This window comes from Sphingomonas sp., assembly GCF_017745215.1.
In the GTDB taxonomy this organism is placed as follows: Bacteria; Pseudomonadota; Alphaproteobacteria; order Sphingomonadales; family Sphingomonadaceae; genus Sphingomonas.
Genome location: NZ_JAGHZV010000012.1, coordinates 54,148 through 73,435 on the forward strand (window position 1 = coordinate 54,148; position 19,288 = coordinate 73,435).

Here is a 19,288-nt window from a genome sequence, read left to right on the forward strand (position 1 = left end):
AGGGTCGCGAGGGATGTCCTCTGTAACCCTGGGTCCCGGCTTTCGCCGGGATGACGGTAGGGGAGATTGACCGCTTCCCCAAAACTTATATGATAACTTTGCGGGCAGGAAGTCCCGTGCCGGAGAGGAACCCCAATGAGCCTGTGTCGACTGGCGGCCCTCGCGCTGCTGTGCCTCTCGCCCGCGATCGCGCACGCCCAGGCGCACAAGCCCGCCGCCACCCGCCCGCTAGCGCGCGAGCCGATCGCGCTCGCGACGAAGCTCGCCAACTGGCAGCTCGACCATATGGACGGCGCGGAGCACGTCTCGCGCGTCACTACCGAGACGAAGAACCCTCGCGCCTGGGAACAGGCCGTCTTCTGGATCGGCGTCACCGCGCTCGCCGACGCGGGCAATTCGCCCGAGCTGCGCAAGGCGGTGCTCGACATGGGCCGCGCCAACCAGTGGCTGCCCGCGCGCCGGCCCTTCCACGCCGACGACCTCGTCATCACCCAGAGCTACCTCTGGGCCGCCGGCCATGGCGCGGGCCCCGCCGCGATCGGCCCGACGCGCAAGGCGTTCGACTATATCCTCGCGCACCGCCCGCGCGTCACGCTCGCCTTCTACCAGCCGCCGTCGGGCTATGACGACACCGAATGCCTCAAGCGCTGGTGCTGGTGCGACGCGCTGTTCATGGCCCCGCCGGCGATGGTCGAGCTCTCGCGCCAGACCGGTGATCGCCGGTATCGCGATTACGCCATGCGCGAATATTGGGCGACGACCGACTTCCTCTTCGACCCCGCCGAGCACCTCTTCTACCGCGACAGCCGCTTCTTCGAGCGCCGCGATGCGCAGAACCGCAAGCAGTTCTGGAGCCGCGGCAACGGCTGGGTGTTCGCCGGCATGGCGCGGATCATCCCGCTGCTCGAGAAGGGCAGCGCCGATCGCGTGCGGATGGAAGCGCTGTTCCGCGAGATGGCGGCGCGGCTCAAGGAGCTGCAGAAGCCCGACGGCTATTGGTCGCCCTCGCTGCTCGCGCCCGAGGACTCGCCGCCCGAGTCGAGCGGCACCGGCTTCTACACCTATGGCATCGCCTGGGGCATTCGCGCCGGGCTGCTCGACCGCAAGAGCTACGAGCCCGTCGCGCGGCGCGGCTGGGCGGCGCTGACCCGCGCGATCCAGCCCGACGGGCGGCTCGGCTGGGTGCAGCAGGTGAGCGACCGCCCCGAGAAGGTCGAGCCGAACGACACCCAATTCTATGGCGTCGGCGCCTTCCTGCTCGCCGCCACCCAGATCGCCGCGCTCTGAGCGCAGCCCGCGGCCCACGGAGACCCGATGTTCGAGAAGATCTATTATGCGACGCACCCGGACATGATGGCCGGGGCGTCCAACGAGGAATTGCGCGAGCGCTACCTCGTCACCCGGCTGTTCCGCGAGGGCGAGCTGGTGCTTACCTATTCGCATGGCGAGCGGTTCATCATCGGCGGGGCGGTGCCGGGATCGGGGACGCTCGCGCTGCCCGCGCACAGCGAGCCGCCGAGCGCGGCGGGGCATCCGCTGCTCGAGCGGCGCGAGCTGAGCGCGGTCAACATCGGCACGGCGCCCGGGACGGTGATCGTCGACGGGACGGCGTTCGAGCTCGCACCGCGCGAGGCGCTTTACGTCCCGATGGGAAGCGCGCTCGTGACGTTTGCGGGGCAGGGTGCGCGCTTCTATTTGCTCAGCGTGCCCGCGCATCGCGCCTTCCCGATCCGCAAGCTCTCGCTCGGCGACGTCGAGCCGATGGAGCGAGGCAGCCTCGAAACCTCGAACCTGCGCACCATCTACCAGCTGATCCTGCCGCACACTTGCGCGAGCGCGTCGCTGTGCCTCGGCATGACCGTGCTCGCGCCGGGATCGGTTTGGAACACGATGCCGCCGCACGTCCATGAGCGGCGCTCCGAGATCTACCTCTATTTCGATCTCGGCGAGGACGACCGCGTCTTCCACTACATGGGCCAGCCCGACGCGCTCAGGCACCTGGTGATGGAGAATGAGGAAGCGGTGATCTCGCCGCCCTGGTCGGTCCACATGGGATCGGGCACGCGCGCCTACAGCTTCATCTGGGCGATGGCGGGCGAGAACCTCGATTACAACGACATGGACGTGCAGGACATCTGCCAGCTGCGCTGAGGTGGTTGTCCTATCAATGAACCCGTTTCCGTGCCGGATGCGGCGTTTTTGCCACAGTTGTGGCGCGTCCGCCCTAAAAGTTGTCATATAACTATTGCGGTTTTTAGCGGGGCTGATATGGGTCCGCCATCGGAAGAAGCCGCAAGGCTCGCGATCCACCTTGGGGAGGCATGCATGAAATTGCTCAATACGACCGCCATCTCGCGCGCGCTGCTCGCCGCGACCGTCGCACTGGCGGGAACCGGGGTGGCCCAGGCGCAGGACACGCCCGCCGAGCAGGCCGCCTCGGCCGACGAGGCTGCCAGTGACGGAGAGATCATCGTCACGGCGCAGAAGCGCGAGGAGCGCGTCCAGGACATTCCGCTCGCGGTGCAGGTGCTCGGCGGCGACCAGCTCGAGAGTCAGGGCATCCGCGAATTCTCCGAGCTGACGCGCGCCGCGCCGTCGCTGCTGATCCGCCCCGCCGAGCATCCGGTGAACGCCTCGGTCTCGATCCGCGGCATCGGCACCTTCGCTTTCTCGCCCAGCGTCGAGCCCAGCGTCGCGGTGCAGATCGACGACGTGCCGGTGCAGTTCCTCGCGCGCGCCTTCGCCGACTTGTCCGACATCGAGCGCGTCGAAGTGCTGCGCGGGCCGCAGAGCACGCTCTATGGCCGCGCCGCCTCGGCGGGCCTGCTCAACATCGTCACCAAGGGGCCGAGCGCCGAGTTCAGCGGCCGGATCAGCGGGCTGGTCACCACCGACGAGGAATATAGCGTCAACGGCGCCATCTCGGGCCCGATCACCCCGACGCTCGGCTTCCGGATCAGCGCCAACTACGACAAGTTCGAAGGCAATGTTCACAATCTCTTCAACGGCGAGAAGGTGAACGGCCGCGAGATCTTCTCGGTGCGCGGCAAGCTGGTGTGGGACCCGACCGACAATCTCAACATCACCGCGCAGGTGGGCTATATCGACGGCCACACCACCATTGGCCGCCCGTTCATCCGCGTTTCGTCCGCGGCAAGGCTGCGCGGCAACGCCGCCTACGGCCCCTCGGTGTTCGCGCCGGGCGTGACCTTCAGCGAGGACAATACCGACGTCGTCAACAACGTGACCTCGGGCACCGATTATTACGACTTCTACCAGTCGCTGCGCGCCTCGCTCGACCTGGGCTTCGCGTCGTTGGTGTCGATCACGGCCTGGGATCACTTCAACCAGTACGACATCCTCGACCAGGACGAGTCCGCGGTCGCCGCGCTCGACAACCGCCAGGCGGGCACGTTCAACGTCCACGGTTTCTCGCAGGAGCTGCGGCTGGTGTCGCCCGGCGCGCAGCAGTTCCGCTACACGCTGGGCCTGTTCTACTCGGACCTCGACGTGACGCGCGACTTCGTGCGCGGGCCGTTCTTCTCGGTCGCCAACTGGTACGGCACCAACGGCAACAAGCAGTACGCCGCGTTCGGCCAGCTCGAATATGACGTGCTCGAGAACACCACGCTGATCGCCGGCGCGCGCGTGGGCAAGAACAAGATCTACGTGACCTTCAAGGACCGCACCGGCGCGGGCGCCTTCTATCAGGGCAGCAGCCCCGAGACCTACGAGACCTACAAGCTCGGCGTGCAGCAGAAGTTCTCGCCCGATGTGATGGCCTTCTTCACCTTCGCCACCGGCCACAAGGGCGAGGCGTACGACGTCGGCACCGGCTTCAATGCGACGCGCCTGATCCCGGTGCGGCCGGAGAAGTCGACCGACTGGCAGCTGGGCTTCAAGTCGCAGTTCGCGGACCGCCGGGTGACGTTCAACGCGACGCTGTTCAACACCACCTTCGACGATTTCCAGGCGCAGGGCATCGAGACGCTGTCCGACGGCACGATCAACTTCCGCCTGGCCAATGTCGGCAAGCTGCGCACCCGCGGGCTGGAGCTCGAGGGCGGGGTGCGCGCGGCGCAGGACCTCAACTTCTCGGGCGGCGTGACCTACACTGACGCCAAGATCCTGTCCTTTCCGCTCGCGCAATGCTGGCCCGGCCAGACCTCGGCGCAGGGCTGCACCGGCAGCCCGGCGCGGCAGAACCTCAAGGGCTTCCGCCCCGCGCAGGCGCCCGAGTGGAAGCTGTCGTTCAACGCCGATTATTCGCCCGAGCTCACCGACACGCTGAACGGCGTCGCGCAGGTGGCGTTCAACTATTCCAGCAAGTTCAACTTCGGCATCAACAACGATCCGGAGACGATCCAGAAGGGCTATGGGATCATGAACGTCTCGCTCGGCGTGCGCGATCATGGCGACCGCTGGGAAGTTGTCGGCTTCGTCAACAACCTGTTCGACAAGCAGTATTTCTACAACATGGCCAATTCCTACGGCAACCAGGGCAACGCCCAGGCCACGCAGAGCTACATCCCCCGCGATTTCCGCCGCTACGGCGGGGTCCGCGCTTCGTTCAACTTCTAAGCCCCCAGGCTTTCCAACCCCCTTTGGGCGCGCCGGCGACGGTGCGCCCGTTTGTTTTGGAACGTTGTCGAGCGCGCCGGACCCGATCGGGTTAAGCAGCCGTCATCCCGGCGAAAGCCGGGACCCGGGGCCACGAGCGGCATCCTTTGTAACCCTGGGTCCCGGCTTTCGCCGGGATGACGTTTCAAGTTGATCGGGTCCAGATCCAGGGCCGCACGAGCGATCGAGGGCACCCCCTGTTCCGGGCCTTCGAACACGCCGGCTATTCCGCCATTCCCCCGATCGTGCCATGGCTTCACCCGCAAGCGCCGGCGGCTGCACGGCGTCGTTCAGGAAGAGGAAGCCCATGACCGTTCGCCAGACCCTGCTCGCCGCCGCGGCGCTGCTGACAGCGCTGCCAGCCGCCGCCCAGTCGCTCGGCACGGTCGAGCGCAACGGCAGCCGCGTCGCGGTCGAGGCCTATGGCCCGAACATCGTCCATGTGACGATCGCGCTCGATCCGGCGGAGATCGACGCGGGGCCCGGCTATGGGATCAGCGCCAAGGCCGATCCCGCCGGCTGGAGCCATCGCGCCGACGCCTCGGGCGACGTCTATGCCTCCGCCGCGCTCAGCCTCACCGTAAAGGCCCAGCCCTGGCCCGCCGCGCCGAGCCAGATGGAGCGTTATTTCGCGCCGTCGCTCCCGCCCGTCTCGATCGTCATCGCCGGCGCCGACGGGCGCGAGATCACCCGCATGGACGGCTGGGAGATGGCGCCGCAGACGGTCAACGGCGAGAAGACCTTCAAGGTGGGTGCGAGCTTCGCCGACACGCCCGACACGCATTACTATGGCCTCGGCCAGAACCAGGAGGGCATCCTCGATCTCCGCGGCCGCACGATCGACTGCCGGCACTATTACGACGCGCCCGCGGGCGAGACGGTCTGCGTGCCCTTCCTCGTGACCAGCAAGGGCTATGGCATCGTCTGGGACAATCCCTCGCCGACGATCGTCTCGCCGGGGCTGCACGATGCGACGCGCTTCCAGTCGCAGGTCGGCGAGCGCGTGTCCTTCTTCGTCATCACCGGCAAGTCCGCCGACGAGCTCTATGCCGGCTATGCGAAGCTCACCGGGGGCACGCCGCTGCCGCCCAAGGCCGCGTTCGGGCTCATCCAGAGCAAGGCGCGCTACGAAAGCCGCGACGAGCTGATGGGGATCGCCCAGGGCTATCGCAGCCGCAACTACCCGCTCGACGTGATGGTGCTCGACTGGTTCTATTGGACGCGGATGGGGCAGATCGACATCGACCGGAAGTATTTCCCCGATCCCGCGGCCATGAACCGGCAGCTCCACGACTGGGGCATGCATTCGATCATCAGCGTCTGGCCGCGCTTCGAGCGCGAGTCGCGCTATTACGACATGCTCGCCGCCAAGGGCTGGCTGCTCCACGACAAGGACGGCGGGGTGGTCGACGGGCTGGCGGTGCGCTCGGACCGCGCCGGCGCATTGCTCGACAGCACCAATCCCGAGGCGCGCGCGTGGTTCTGGGAGAAGATCCGCGACAATATCGCGAGCCAGGGCTTCGACTGGTTCTGGCTCGACGAGACCGAGCCCGATCTCGTGCCCGACGGCTATCAATATTCGATCGGCTCGGGCGACCGGTTCCACAACCTCTACCCGCTCGTCCACACCTCGAGCGTCGCCGAGGGCTCGGCGAAGGACCGTCCGAACCAGCGCAACCTGATCCTCTGCCGCGCCGCCTATCTCGGCACGCAGCGCAACGGCTGCCTCTTCTGGTCGTCCGACGTGCGCGCGACCTGGGAAGCGCTCAGGCGCCAGGTGCCGACGGGGCTCAACTTCACCGCGAGCGGCATGGCCTATTGGGGCAGCGACACCGGCGGCTGGCAATGGCCGAGCGGGCCCAAGGCGCCGCGGCCGGTGCTGGTCGATCCCGCGGGTGCGACTGCGATGGGGGCGAACTACCCCGACTATCCCGAGCTGTTCGTCCGCTGGTTCCAGTATAATGCCTTCACGCCGACGCTGCGCATCCACGGCCAGCGCCCGGCGACGGCGATCTGGGAGTACGGCAAGGCCGCCGAGCCGATCCTCGCGAGCTATCTCCGCCTGCGCTATGCGCTGATGCCCTACCTCTATTCGCTTGGGCGCCAGACCTATGAGACCGGCTCGCCCTTCATGCGCGCGCTGTTCATGGACTTCCCCGACGATCCAGAAGCGGCGACGCTGGGCGACGAATATATGTTCGGCCCCGCCTTCCTCGTCGCCCCCGTCACCGAACAGGGGGTGACCAGCCGCAGGGTCTATCTCCCGGCCGGCAGCGACTGGTATGATTACTGGACCGAGGAGAAGCATGCCGGCGGCCAATGGATCACGGCCGCCGCGCCGATCGACCGCATCCCGCTGTTCGTCCGTGCGGGATCGATCGTGCCGATGGGCGTGCAGGTGCCCAACACCTCGGTGCGCCAGCCGCTCGAGGCGATCCGCGTCTATCCCGGCCGCGATGCGAGCTTCGCGCTCTATGACGACGACGGCGTGACCAACGCCTATCGTGGTGGGGGCGGCGCCAAGGCAGTGATGCTGCGCTGGAACGACGGTGCGAAGACGCTCACCGCCGCGGGCAAGCTGCCCACCGGGCAGGACCCGGCGAAGCTGGCGCGCGTGGCGGGCTCAGCGCCCCGCTGAGGCAAGGCTACGGAAGGTGATCGAACAGCGCAGCGCGTCGATCGGGGCGATGCTGTGTTCCCAATCGTGCCGCGCCTCGCCGCTCAGACGGTAGATCGATCGCGGCGCCAGCGGCACGGCGGCGCGATCGAACCCGCCCTCGCGGCGGCGGCGGAAGCGCAGCGTCGCGGGCTCGCCGAGCGAGACGCCGACGACATGCTCGAACGCCGGCCGGTCGCGGTGCCAGCCGATGCCCGCGCCGGGGTCGTAGCGGACGAGCAGGACCTGGACGAGCTCGGTCGGGTCGAGCCCGGCGAAGCCCGCGGCGCGATCCCGCAGCGGTTCGAGCCAGTCGGGGATCGGCTCGGCCTCGCCGAGGTGGCCGGTGGTGAAGTCGTAGCGCCAGCCGAACGAGCGCGTGAGCCGCTTGCCGGTCCATTGCTGGAAGCGGAACGGCGACAGCCCGGTCGCGTCGATCCGTGCCAGCAAAGCGCGCTCCTCCGTCTCGCTGACGACCGCCTCGCGATAGTCGAGCCCGGGCAGGATCGCGCCGGACAGGATCTTGGGGCCGAACAGGTCGGCCTGGGCGTCGGGGAATGCGTTCATGGCTGCGATATGGGAAGGCGCGCGCGGCGCGGCGAGTCCGCTCAGCGGCGCGGATCATCCCAGCCGAGCAGGCGGGCGAGCGCCATCGCCGTCTCGGCGACCGCTTGCGCGAAGGCGCGCTCGACCGCGGGGTCGCGGCGCTCGGCGACGCCCGAGATGCCGATCGCCGCGGCGATCGTCCCATCGCCGCCGAACACCGGTGCAGCGATGCAGCGGACGGTCGGGTCGCTGCTGTCGGGGGCCGAGATCGCCCCCTCCGCCGAGAGCGGCAAGGGGAAGCGCGCAGGCTCGCTCGCGAGCACCGCACCCAGCGCATGGGCGCCGAGCGGCAGGCGCTCGCCGATCGGGCGGAGCACCAGGATGCGGCTCTGCCCCGCCGCCCGGTCGAGCACCATCGCGGCGTCGCCCTGGCGCGCGGCGAGGTCGACGCTCTCGCCGGTCTTCGCCGCCAGTGCCTCGAGCAGCGGCCGCGCGGTGCGGACGAGGTCGAGCTGGCGCCGCGCCTGGAAGCCGATGCGCAGCGCCGAGGGCCCGAGCCGATAGCCCGCGCGCGAGACCGGCACGAAATAGTTGCGCGCGACCAGCACGCGCGCGAGCCGGTGCGCGGTGCTCTGCGACAGCCCCGTCGCGGTGGCGAGCGCGGCGAGGCTCGAATCCCCGCGCGCGACCGCTTCCATCAGGTCGAGCCCGCGCTGGAGCGTCTGCGAGGTATTGCCGGCCTCGTTCACCGCCTCACTCCTTGCCGCAGCGATAGCTCGACGCCTTGCCGGGGTCGTTCCGGCCATCCCAGATCGACACCTTGGGATAGGCGCAGATCAGGCCGGTGCGGCGCGGCTCGGCGAGCCGCATGTCGCCGGGCGCGACCTGCCAGTTCCTGGCCGAGACGCCGACGAGCTGCTCGGGAACGCGCCCGCGCTCGATCCAGGCTTCCATCGCCGCATCGATGTTGCCGGCCGGGTCGGCGCCCGGCTCGGGCGCGGCGCCCTGGCCGAAGCTGTTGAGGCCGGGGCCGGCGTTGCAATGCTCCATGCCGGGGACGAGGAACAGCCGCATCGCCCCCGCCGCGCGGCCGCGCATCCGGGCCATGACGGTGTCATAATAGTCGATCGTCATCTCGGGCGGTACCGCGGCATCGCCCCAGCCGTGGTAGAGGATCAGCTTGCCGCCGCGGCCGAAGAAGCCGCTCAAATCGGTGTCGGTCGCGTTGAGGAAGGGCGCGAGCGCGCCGTCGAGCGCCGGGCCGTCGCGCATCGGATCGAAGCTCGCGAAGCTCAGCTTGGTCATGTTGGCGAAGTAATGCGGCAGCCCCAGGCCGAACACGCCCGCGGCAGTGAGCAGCGGGTTGGCATTGGAGATCCACGGATTCCACCCGCCAGGCTCGGCCTCGACGCCGCCGAGCGAATAGCCGATCCGGCGCGCGCGGCTGTTCGGCGGGCCCTGGTGGATGCGGTCGAGCGCTTCGGCCTGGTCGGGGGTGAGGCACTGGTTGGTCTCGGCGCCGGTGCAGACCATCGAAGCGGCCTTGAAGTCGCAGCGGCGCGGGTCGCGGATCAACCCGTCCTTCTGCCCGTCGAGGCCGTCGCATTGCGCGAGGATCGCCGCCTGGATCGCGGGCAGCTTGGCGGGCGGGATGTTCGAGCCCGGCGTGCGCGTCAGGCTCTGGCCGTTCCACAGGAAGATTTGCGCGAGCCGCGTCCAGTCGTACGCCGGCGCGCCGGCGATGATCCCGTCATAGTCGCCCGGGTAGCGCTGCGCCTCCATCAGCGCCTGGCGCCCGCCGTTCGAGCAGGAGCTGAAGATCGAGAGCCGCGGCTTGCGCCCGTAATAGGCCTGGACGATCGCCTTGGCGTTGACCGCGGTGAGGTGGACGGCGCGGTGTCCATAGTCGATCTGCGCATCGAGGTTGCCGATCGCCCAGGTCGCGGTGAGGCCATTGGCGACGTGGCCGGTGTCGGTGGTCGCGACCGCATAGCCGCGCTCGACGCCTTCGACGAGGCCGCCGCGATAGGCGATGTCGCCGGCATAGCCGCCGTTGCCCGCACCCTGGAACTTGCCGTTCCAGCCGCTCGCCGGCATCCAGACCTCGAAGCCGATGTTCGAGCGCGGCGCCGGCTTGATCACGCCGACGATCCGGCAATGCGCGGGCAGGGTGACCTTCACGCCGCCGGCGTCGGCATTGGGTCCGATATAGGGCCCGGCCGCGACATAGGCGGCGGACTTGATGGTGACGTCGGGCAGCGCGAGCTTGGCGAGGTTCTCGCAGCGCGCGGCGGGGTCGTTCGCCGCATCTGCGGGCGCGACCCAGCCGAGCAGCGCCGTGCCGCCGAGCAGCGCTGCCATCATCACCTTGGACTTCATGCGACTTCCTCCGCTTCGTGCGCCATCATGCGGCGCATCTCGAATTTCTGGATCTTGCCCGTCACCGTCATCGGGAAGCTGTCGACGCAGCGGACGATCGACGGGATCTTGTAGTGCGCGATGCGATCGCGGCAGAAGGCGCGCAGCGCCTCGGCGTCGATCTCGCGCGAGGTGCGCACCCAGGCGACGACCTGCTCGCCCCAATGCGGATGCGGCATGCCGAACACCGCCGCCTCGATCACATCCGGGTGCGACATCAGGAAATTCTCGACTTCGGCCGGGTAGATGTTCTCGCCGCCGCGGATGATCATGTCCTTCACGCGGCCGACGATCCGGCAGGTGCCGTCCTCGCCGAACACCGCGAGGTCGCCCGAATGCATCCAGCCGGCGGCGTCGATCGCGGTCGCGGTCGCTTCGGCCTGGTTCCAATAGCCGCGCATCACGCTGTAGCCGCGCACGAGGAACTCGCCCGTCTCGCCGCGCGGCACGACGCGCCCTTCGCCGTCGACCAGCTTGGCCTCGAGGAAGGGGAGGATGTGCCCCACGGTGGCGGTGCGCGTGCGGAGGTCGCTGCCGATCCGCGTCTGGAAGCTCACCGGGCTCGTCTCGGTCATGCCGTAGCAGATGGTGACGTCGCGCATGTGCATCCGCTCGATCACCTGGCGCATCGTCTCCTCGGGGCACGACGCGCCCGCCATGATGCCCGTGCGCAGGCTCGACAGGTCGAACTCGGCGAAGCGCGGATGGGCCAGCTCGGCGATGAACATCGTCGGCACGCCGTAGAGCGCAGTGCAGCCCTCCGCCGCGACCGCTTCGAGCACCGCCTCGGGATCGAATGCCTCGGCGGGGAAGACCATCGTCGCGCCGTGGGTCACGCAGGCGAGCACGCCCATCACCATGCCGAAGCAATGGTAGAGCGGCACCGGGATGCAGATCCGGTCGAACGCCGTCAGCGCCATGCCGCGGCTGACGAACAGGCCGTTGTTGAGGATATTGTGATGCGTGAGGGTGGCGCCCTTGGGCGCGCCGGTGGTGCCGCTGGTGAACTGGATGTTGATCGGGTCGTCGGGCGTCATCGCTGCGGCGCGCGCGGCCAGCTCGGCGCGGGCCTCGGCCACGGGCGTGGCGGCGAGCGTGTCGAAGGCGATGAGCCCGGCATGGCGCGGGCGCCTGATCTGGATGGTGAACTCGAGCTCGGGCAGCTCGTCCGCGACCGAGGCGAGGATCGCGACATAGTCCGAGGTCTTGAACCGCTCGGCCATCACCAGCGCGCGCACCCCCGCGAGTCGCAGCGCATGCGCGAGCTCGCTCGAGCGACAGGCCGGGTTGACCGTGACGAGGATCAGCCCCGCCTTGGCGCTCGCGAGCTGGGTGAGCACCCATTCGGCGCAATTGGGCGCGTAGATGCCGATCCGCTCGCCGCGCGCGAGCCCGAGCGCGACGAACCCCGCCGCCAGCCGCTCGACCCGCGCGGCGAGCTCCGCCCAGGTCCAGCTTATGCCCTGGTGGCGCACCACCAAGGCGGTACGGTTCGGGTAGCGGTCGACGGCCTCGTCGAACGCTTCGCCGATCGTCTGGTAGCGCAGCGGCACCTCTCCCGTGCCGAACAAATGACTGGCCCGCACCGCCTGCCTCTCCTCTCCGGTGGATCGCCCCGCCGCCCTCCCATCCGGGCGGCGAGGCGAAGCCGGCATCCTCCGCTCAGAACGTCTTGCGGACGCCGAACTGGAACAGCCGCCCCAGCGTCGACCCGTTGTACTGGCTGAAATTGGTGTTCGACACATTGGCATAGGGCGGGCCGACGTCGAACACATTGTCGACGTTGAGCATCAGCTGGGTGTCCTTCAGCCAGCCCTTGGCGGGCAGGTCGTAGGCGAAGTGGAGGTCGACCGTCTCGAACGCGCCGATCCGCGTCTGGTTGACCAGCCCCAGGATCGGATAGCCGCCGCGATAGTTGAACTGCCCCCGCGCGGTGAAGCCGCGGAACTTGCCGCCCAGCATCGCGACGAAGCTGAGATCGGCGGTGCCGTTCTTGAGCGTGTCGGTCCAGGGGCCGTTGGTGCCGGTCGCGGTCAGCCGGTCTAGCGTCCAGGTGCCCGCCCAGTCGGCGAGCAGCCCGAACTCGCCGAACTGGTGGGCATAGGCGAAGTGGAAATCGATCCCCTTCACCTTGATCCCGCCGAAATTCTGCAGCCGCGCGTCGGCGAGCAGATAGGGCGAGCTGCCCGGCGCGCCGGCGAACAGCGCGGCGACGCTCGGCGCGCCCACCACCGTCATCCCGCCGGTCAGCGCCTGCGCCTGCGCCAGCGTGGGGTTGACGATGTAGAAGGGCGCGAAGTTGGGATCGGTGAACAGGGTCGTCGCCGAGAGCAGGCCGATCCGGCTCTTGAAGTCGATCTTGTAATAGGTCGCGCTCACCAGCAGCCCGGGGATCGCCTTGGGCTTCCAGTCGGCGCCGACCGACCAGGTGTCCGCGGTCTCGGGCTTGAGGCCGGGGTTGCCGCCCGCGAGCACGATCGTCGGCCGCAGGAAGTTGAGCGCGGAGTCGCCCGGACGGATATAGGGGCTGACCGGCAGGATCTGCGCCTGCTGCCCCACCGGGCTGATCGATTCGAGCCCCGGCGCGTGGAACGAGGTGCCCCAGTTGCCGCGGATCTTGAGATCGTCGAACGGCTCCCAGGTGACGCCGACCTTGGGATTGGTGGTGCCGCCGACGTCGTTGTAATCGTCGTAGCGCACCGAGCCGCTGAGCGTCAGGCTGCGCAGCCCCGGCATGCCGTTGCTCGCGCCGAACAGCGGCACCGCGATCTCGCCGAACACCGACTTGACCGTGCGCGAGCTGTAGGTGCGCGTGGCGCCCGCGGTGGTGCCGCGCGGGCCGCTCACCATCATCTGACGCAGGTTGTTGTAGTGATATTCGCCGCCCGCGGCGAGGCGGACGTCGCCGCCCGGCAACGCGAACAAGGTGCCGTCGGCGACAACGCGGCCCTCGGCGAGCTCCTGCACGCCATAGGAGTAATTCTCCCAATTCTCGACCGCGGCTAGCACCGCGGGGTTGGTCGCGCCCAGGTTGTAGGGATTGAGCGCGGTGGTGGTCGAGGTACCGGCGAGCGCCAGCGCCGCGGCGGTGGCGTTGATCCCGTCCTCGTGGATCGTGCTCTCGCTGCGCCCGAAGTTGCTCTCCGCGCGGATCTGCCAGCCGCCGCCGACGTCCCAGGTCAGCCCCTGGGTGGTGCCGTAGGAATCGAAGCGCTGGTTGGTGACGTTGCTCGGCCCGAACACGCTCGACCAGGAGAAGGCGACGCTCTGCGACGTCTCGGCGCCGATCGGCGAGAAATAGGGATTGAGCGCGGTGATCGTGCCCGTCGAGGTCGATTGCGCGGTCTTCACCGTCGTGTCGCGGCGCGACCAATAGGCGGTCGCGTTGAACTCGAGCGACGGCGAGAGCTGCTGGTCGAACGAGGCGAACACCGAGTTGCGCTGCTCGCGCGGGTAGAGGTCGATCACCTTGGGATCGTCGCAGCGGTTGAGCGTGCCCGCGACGCGGCCGGGGAGCGCATAGGTGACGCCGCCCACCGTGAGGTTGCCCGGCGCGCAGGCGGTGTTGCGCAGGTCCGATCCGCCCGCGGCGAGGTGGTTGCTCGTCGCATAGTCGCGGTACTGGCCGAGCAGGTCGCTGTGCCACGCATAGGCATAGGCGACGTAGAGCGAGCCGCTGCCCCAGTCCTTGCCGACGGTCAGGTCGGCGTCGACCGCGTCATAATGGTCGGCGGTGCTGTAGTGGCTGGCCGCCTCGACGCCGTCGAAGCGCTTGCGGGTGACGAAGTTGATCACGCCGCCGATCGCGTCCGAACCGTAGATCGACGAGCCGCCGTCGGGGATCACGTCGACGCGCTGGAGCACCGCGGGCGGGATCACCGTCGGGTCGGCGGTGGTCGCCTGGATGCCCTGGCCGACCATGCGGTGGCCGTTGACCAGCAGCAGCGTGTCCTGCCCGCCCGAAGCGCCGAGGTTGCGCAGGTTCGGATAGAAGACCGGGCTGCCCGCGTCCTGGTTGGCGCGCGGCACGCTGCCGAAATAGTTGAGCTGCGGGATCGAGGCGAGGACGTCGGTGGTCGACGCCGCGCCGCTCGCGAGGATCTCCTCGCGGTCCTTGCCGATCACCTGGGTGCCGGTGGGCGCGATGCCGCGGATCAGCGTGCCGGTGACGACGATCTCGCTCTTCTGCGCGTCGTCCTGCGACTCGGCCGGCTGCGACTCGGCGGTCTGGCCCGAGTCGGCGGGCGCGTCCTGCGCCTGCGCCGGCACCGCCGCGGCGAGCAGCGCGGCCATCGCGGCCGAGGTCATCCACATGGTCTTGTTCTGCATTTTCCGTTTCTCCTCCCCCCTGCGACCGAAATCCAGGGCGACCTTGTTTTGCGTACTGGACTGAGCGGCTCTCAGCTCTTATTGACCATTTGCATAACGAAAACGAATCCGAAGTGGAAGAGAGAATGCGAAAGCCCATGATCGACGTTGCCGAAGGGCGGTTCGTCGACGCCCATGGCCGGCATGTCGTGCTGCGCGGGCTGAACCTGGGGGGCGACTGCAAGATCCCGTATCCGGACGGGGGCACGCACCTGCCGAGCGACTTCGCCGACCATCGCTCGGTGAGCTTCGTCGGCCGCCCGTTCCCGCTCCCCGAGGCCGACGATCATTTCGCAAGGATCGCGTCCTGGGGCTTCAATTGCCTGCGTTTTCTTGTGACGTGGGAAGCCATCGAGCACGAGGGGCCAGGCTGCTACGACACCGACTATCTGGAGTATGTCGCGGCGCTTTGTCGGCGCGCGGCGGCGCATCGCTTCGTGATCTTCATCGATTTCCACCAGGACGTGTGGAGCCGGATGACCGGCGGCGACGGCGCGCCGGGCTGGGTGTTCGAAGCGGTCGGGCTCGATTTCACGCGCTTCGACGCGGCTGGTGCGGCGCATGTGATGCAACGCCGCTATGATTATTCAAGCGGTGAGGGACGCCAGGAATCGCGCTATCCGATGATGAGCTGGTCGCGCAATTACCGGCTCCCGGCGAACGGCATCCTCTGGACGGCCTTCTTCGCCGGCGCGACGCTGACGCCGCATTGGACCGCGGGCGGCGTCAACGTCCAGGGTTTCCTCCAGCGTCACTACCTCGGCGCGATGGCGGCACTTGCGAAGCGGCTCGCGGACATCCCCGAAGTGATCGGCTTCGACACGCTCAACGAGCCCAGCCTCGGCTTCATCGGCCAGCGCATGTCGGAGCCGCAGCTCGCGGCCGATCGCGATTGTCCCATTCCGGTACGCGCCGGCCCGTGCTGGACGCCCTTTGCGGCGCTCCGCGCGGCCGCGGGCGAGCCGGTCGAGCTGCCGGTCCTGGGAGCAGGAGAGGGCGGGATGCAGATCGTCGGCAGCCAGATCGCCAACCCCGAGGGCGTCTCGATCTGGCTGCCCGGCGTCGAGGACCCGTTCGAACGCGCCGGCGCCTGGACGCGCGAGGGCGGCGCGGCGCGGGTGCGCGACGAGGATTTCTTCCGCCGCACGGGCGGCCGCGCGATCGACCCCGACGCCGACCTCGTGCTGCCCTTCCACCACGCCGTCGCCGCGACGATCCGCAATGTCTGCCCCGACTGGCTGGTCTTCGCCGAAGCCAACCCCTATCAATTCACCCACGGCCGCGGCTTCGCCAAGGGCATGCCGGCCCGGACAGTCAACGCCAGCCATTGGTATGACGTCGACATCCTATGGCGGAAATCCTTCGATCCTGCGGCCGACCGCGCCGCGCTGAGCGAGCGCTACCGCGCCGAGATGGCGATGCTGTTCGACACCGGCGCGATCGAAGGCGCGCCGCGGCTGCTCGGCGAGTTCGGCATTCCCTATGACTTGGATGGCGGCCGCTCCTTCGCGCGCTGGGCAGCGGGCGAGCGCGGCGAGGCAGTCTGGGACGCGCATGCCGCGGCGCTCGGCGCGATGTACGATGCGATCGACGCGCTGCTGCTCAATTCGACGCAATGGACCTACACCGCCTCCAACCGCAACGACCTGCGCATCGGCGACGGCTGGAACCAGGAGGACCTTTCGGTCTACTCCGCCGACCAGGTCGAGAACGGCGACGGCGCGCGCGGGCGGAGCGGCTTTGCGCGGCCCTATGTCGAGCGCGCGCAGGGCGTGATCCGCGCGATGCGCTTCGATTCGGCGAGCGGCCGCTTCGAAGCCGAGATCGACGTCGACCCCGCGATCGCCGCGCCGAGCGAGATCGTGCTCCCCGAGGCCTGGTTCCCCGGCGAGATCGTCGTCTCCGGCGCCGAATGCCGTTTCGACGGCGAGCGCCGCCGGCTGATCGTCGCGGCGCGCGCGCGCGGGCTCCTCAGCATCGCCGTCGAGCCCGCGACCGGAAAAGATGCGAAAGGGGAGTCGACAATTCGTTATGCACGTGCATAACGTTTTTCCAAGGAGAGGACGATGCGCGGTTTGGGAGAGTCGCTGGCGGCGGCGGCCATGGCGATTGGCGTCGCGGCGATGCCGGGAACGGCTGCGGCCCAGGCCGCCGCGCCGGTGGTGAAGGTGGAAGGGGGAGCGCTCTCCGGGTCGCACCAGGGCGGGCTCGATGTCTTCAAGGGAATCCCCTACGCCGCGCCACCCGTCGGCAACCGGCGCTGGCGCGCGCCGGCGCGGGCGCAGCCCTGGGCGGGCACGCGCCCGGCGACCGAGTTCGGCGCCGATTGCGAGCACAGCCGCCGCGACTGGGAGGCCGACCGCAACGGCGCGCCGATGAGCGAGGACTGCCTGTTCCTCAACGTCTGGGCGCCGGCCAAGGCGGTCAAGGGCGGCGCGCCGGTGATGGTGTGGATCCACGGCGGCAGCTTCACCGCGGGCTCGGGCTCGCAGGCGGTCTATGACGGCAGCGCGCTCGCGGCGCGCGGCGCGGTGGTGGTGACGCTCAACTATCGCCTCGGCCGCTTCGGCTTCTTCGCGCACCCCGCGCTCACCGCCGAGGCCAGGGGCGCCCCCACCGGCAATTGGGGCCTGATGGACATCCTCGCCGCGCTGCGCTGGGTGAAGCGCAACGCCAGGGCGTTCGGCGGCGATCCGGCCAAGGTGACGATCTTCGGCGAATCCGCGGGCGGCGGCGCAGTCAATGCGATGATGGTCTCGCCCCTGGCCAAGGGGCTGTTCCAGCGTGCGATCGTCCAGTCGGGCGGCGGACGCGATCGCGGCGGCTCGCTCGCCGACGCCGAGGCGAAGGGCGTGGCCTTCGCCAGGAAATACGGCGTCGAGGGCAACGACCTAGCGGCGCTGCGCGCGATCCCCGCCGACAAGGTGCGCGGCAACATGTCGCTGATGAACAGCGAGAGCGACACCTATTCGGGCGCGATGGCCGATGGGCAGATCGTGCTCGGCAACCTCGACGACGCCTGGCGCTCGGGCCGCGCGGCGAAGGTGCCCTATCTGGTCGGCTCGAACAGCGACGAAGTGGCGTTCCTGCCCGCGCCGCTGCGTGCCGCCGCCGCGGCGATGGCGCCCGGCCAGCTCGGCGAGGATGCCGCGGCGATCAAGGCCGCCTATGGGTCGGACGAAGCGTTCAAGCATGCGATCGTCACCGACCTGGGCTTCGGCGAGCCCGCGCGCTTCGCCGCGACGATGAACGCGGCCAATCCGAGCTTCCTCTACCGCTTCGACTATGTCCCCGAAGCGGCGCGCGAGCCCGGCACCGGCGCGGCGCACGGCGGCGACGTGCCCTTCGTCTTCGGCACGCTGGGCACGCTCGCCAGGCCCGCGACCGACGCCGACCGCGCGATGGCCAGGGCGGTGGGCGATTATTGGGTCGCCTTCGCCCGCGACGGCGTGCCCGATCCCAAGGGTCTTCCCGCCTGGCCGCGCTTCGCCCCCGACGGACCGATGATGGTGTTCGGGCCCGCCGGCCCCGCGGTCGGCAGCGCCGCCTCGCCCGCGCTCGATGCCGTCGCGCGGCACAATGACAAGCCCGCCAAGCCCAAGCCCTGAAAGGAATCCCTGCCATGCGTTCGATCAAGCTGCCCGTGCTGCTCGCCGGGCTGATGCTCCCTGCGGCCGCGCTCGCGCAGGCGGCTCCGGCGGAGGACCTCCGCTTCGTCCTGCCCAAGACCGTCTCGCCGCAGGCTGCGGCGGTGCTCAAGCCCGGCCTCGCGGCGCAGAAGGCGATGCGGCCGCAGCGCATGGCGATGGCACTCGATTTCGCGGCGCTGCGCGCGATGGCGGAGAAGGATGTCGACACCAAGGTCGCGGCGACTGCGGCGGCTTACAAAGTGACCTATGCGCCGGACACCGTCGGCGGCGTGCCGGTGCTCCGCGTGACGCCGCAGAACGCCGCGACCGACGGGCGCGTGCTCGTCTATATCCATGGCGGCGGGTGGATCGGCGGATCGCCCAAATCGGCGTTCCGGCTCGCGGCGATCTATGCCTCGGCGACCGGGCTTCCCGTCGTCTCGGTCGATTACGGCCTCGCGCCCGAGCACGACTTCCGCGACATCACCGGCCAGGCCGTCGCGGTCTACAAGGCGCTCATCGCGCAGGGCCACAAGCCCGGCCAGATCGGCCTCTACGGCGACAGCGCGGGCGGCAACATCATCCTCGGCAGCACACTCCGGATGCGCGACGAGGGCCTGCCGCTCCCCGCCGCGCTGGTCGCGCTCTCGCCCGCGGTCGATCTCGGCAACGACGGCGACACGCGCACCACGCTCGCCTATGTCGATCCGGTGCTCGATAATCAGGCGTGGCTCGACGCGGTGATGAAGGCCTATGCGGGCGCCGATGTCGGGGCCGGGATGAAGAACCCCTGGGCCTCGCCGGTGCTCGGCGATTATTCCAGGCCCTTCCCCGCGACCCTGATCCAGGGCGGGACGCGCGAATATCTGATGAGCGACTTCATCCGCGAATATCAGGCGATCCGCATGGGCGGCGGCGAGGCGGTGCTCGACCTCTACGAGGGTATGCCGCACGTCTTCATGGGCTTCCTGTCCGACACGCCCGAGGGCAAGCAGGCGATCGGCACCGCGCGCGACTTCCTGCTCAAGCGCCTCGCCAAGCAGTGACGCAC

The 19,288-nt window shown here is 69.1% G+C and carries 12 protein-coding genes; 7 read left to right on the forward strand and 5 right to left on the reverse strand.

What is annotated here, in order from left to right:
* The first annotated feature begins 135 nt into the window (after positions 1 to 135).
* The 4 genes from J7495_RS13260 to J7495_RS13275 all read left to right on the forward strand — a co-directional run bounded on the left by J7495_RS13260 (position 136) and on the right by J7495_RS13275 (position 7,258).
* The gene (locus J7495_RS13260; RefSeq protein ID WP_294057047.1) at positions 136 to 1,287 is read left to right on the forward strand and encodes a glycoside hydrolase family 88 protein; all 1,152 of its coding nucleotides are present in this window, start codon (positions 136 to 138) and stop codon (positions 1,285 to 1,287) included.
* A gap of 27 nt (positions 1,288 to 1,314) precedes the next feature.
* Positions 1,315 to 2,151, forward strand: coding sequence for a 5-dehydro-4-deoxy-D-glucuronate isomerase (gene kduI / locus J7495_RS13265; protein WP_294057049.1), 837 nt, complete (start codon positions 1,315 to 1,317; stop codon positions 2,149 to 2,151).
* A 174-nt stretch (positions 2,152 to 2,325) separates the two neighbouring features.
* Positions 2,326 to 4,581, forward strand: coding sequence for a TonB-dependent receptor (locus J7495_RS13270; protein WP_294057051.1), 2,256 nt, complete (start codon positions 2,326 to 2,328; stop codon positions 4,579 to 4,581).
* Between the two features lie 346 nt (positions 4,582 to 4,927).
* Entirely contained in the window at positions 4,928 to 7,258 is a 2,331-nt protein-coding gene (locus tag J7495_RS13275; protein ID WP_294057052.1) for a TIM-barrel domain-containing protein, read from the forward strand.
* Here the strand turns inward: J7495_RS13275 and J7495_RS13280 are convergent.
* The 5 genes from J7495_RS13280 to J7495_RS13300 form a co-directional block, all read right to left on the reverse strand.
* On the reverse strand, positions 7,244 to 7,843 hold the full coding sequence (locus tag J7495_RS13280) for an alpha-ketoglutarate-dependent dioxygenase AlkB (RefSeq protein ID WP_294057054.1): 600 nt from the start codon (positions 7,841 to 7,843) through the stop codon (positions 7,244 to 7,246). The genes J7495_RS13275 and J7495_RS13280 overlap by 15 nt on opposite strands.
* Before the next feature lie 41 nt (positions 7,844 to 7,884).
* The gene (locus tag J7495_RS13285) at positions 7,885 to 8,571 is read right to left on the reverse strand and encodes a helix-turn-helix domain-containing protein (protein ID WP_294057055.1); all 687 of its coding nucleotides are present in this window, start codon (positions 8,569 to 8,571) and stop codon (positions 7,885 to 7,887) included.
* Between the two features lie 4 nt (positions 8,572 to 8,575).
* On the reverse strand, positions 8,576 to 10,201 hold the full coding sequence (locus J7495_RS13290) for a tannase/feruloyl esterase family alpha/beta hydrolase (RefSeq protein ID WP_294057056.1): 1,626 nt from the start codon (positions 10,199 to 10,201) through the stop codon (positions 8,576 to 8,578).
* On the reverse strand, positions 10,198 to 11,826 hold the full coding sequence (locus J7495_RS13295) for an AMP-binding protein (RefSeq protein ID WP_294057057.1): 1,629 nt from the start codon (positions 11,824 to 11,826) through the stop codon (positions 10,198 to 10,200). The genes J7495_RS13290 and J7495_RS13295 overlap by 4 nt, the downstream gene beginning before the upstream one ends.
* Positions 11,827 to 11,902: 76 nt before the next feature.
* Positions 11,903 to 14,569, reverse strand: coding sequence for a TonB-dependent receptor (locus J7495_RS13300; RefSeq protein ID WP_294057059.1), 2,667 nt, complete (start codon positions 14,567 to 14,569; stop codon positions 11,903 to 11,905).
* Positions 14,570 to 14,706: 137 nt separating this feature from the next.
* On the opposite strand from J7495_RS13300, the gene J7495_RS13305 reads away from it, so the two are divergent.
* The 3 genes from J7495_RS13305 to J7495_RS13315 are packed head-to-tail and all read left to right on the forward strand — an operon-like array spanning position 14,707 to position 19,283.
* On the forward strand, positions 14,707 to 16,653 hold the full coding sequence (locus tag J7495_RS13305; RefSeq protein ID WP_294057060.1) for a cellulase family glycosylhydrolase: 1,947 nt from the start codon (positions 14,707 to 14,709) through the stop codon (positions 16,651 to 16,653).
* Positions 16,654 to 16,674: 21 nt separating this feature from the next.
* Positions 16,675 to 18,216: a carboxylesterase family protein gene (locus tag J7495_RS13310; RefSeq protein WP_294057061.1), complete on the forward strand. Its 1,542-nt coding sequence runs from the start codon at positions 16,675 to 16,677 to the stop codon at positions 18,214 to 18,216.
* A gap of 14 nt (positions 18,217 to 18,230) precedes the next feature.
* Positions 18,231 to 19,283, forward strand: coding sequence for an alpha/beta hydrolase (locus tag J7495_RS13315; RefSeq protein WP_294057062.1), 1,053 nt, complete (start codon positions 18,231 to 18,233; stop codon positions 19,281 to 19,283).
* Positions 19,284 to 19,288 lie beyond the last annotated feature (5 nt).

Excerpts from the sequence above, each read along its gene's own strand:
- J7495_RS13260 (WP_294057047.1), top strand. The coding sequence starts at position 136 with ATGAGCCTGTGTCGACTGGCGGCCCTCGCGCTGCTGTGCCTCTCGCCC.
- kduI (WP_294057049.1), top strand. The coding sequence starts at position 1,315 with ATGTTCGAGAAGATCTATTATGCGACGCACCCGGACATGATGGCCGGG.
- J7495_RS13270 (WP_294057051.1), top strand. The coding sequence starts at position 2,326 with ATGAAATTGCTCAATACGACCGCCATCTCGCGCGCGCTGCTCGCCGCG.
- J7495_RS13275 (WP_294057052.1), top strand. The coding sequence starts at position 4,928 with ATGACCGTTCGCCAGACCCTGCTCGCCGCCGCGGCGCTGCTGACAGCG.
- J7495_RS13280 (WP_294057054.1), bottom strand. The coding sequence starts at position 7,843 with ATGAACGCATTCCCCGACGCCCAGGCCGACCTGTTCGGCCCCAAGATC.
- J7495_RS13290 (WP_294057056.1), bottom strand. The coding sequence starts at position 10,201 with ATGAAGTCCAAGGTGATGATGGCAGCGCTGCTCGGCGGCACGGCGCTG.
- J7495_RS13300 (WP_294057059.1), bottom strand. The coding sequence starts at position 14,569 with ATGCAGAACAAGACCATGTGGATGACCTCGGCCGCGATGGCCGCGCTG.
- J7495_RS13305 (WP_294057060.1), top strand. The coding sequence starts at position 14,707 with ATGATCGACGTTGCCGAAGGGCGGTTCGTCGACGCCCATGGCCGGCAT.
- J7495_RS13310 (WP_294057061.1), top strand. The coding sequence starts at position 16,675 with ATGCGCGGTTTGGGAGAGTCGCTGGCGGCGGCGGCCATGGCGATTGGC.
- J7495_RS13315 (WP_294057062.1), top strand. The coding sequence starts at position 18,231 with ATGCGTTCGATCAAGCTGCCCGTGCTGCTCGCCGGGCTGATGCTCCCT.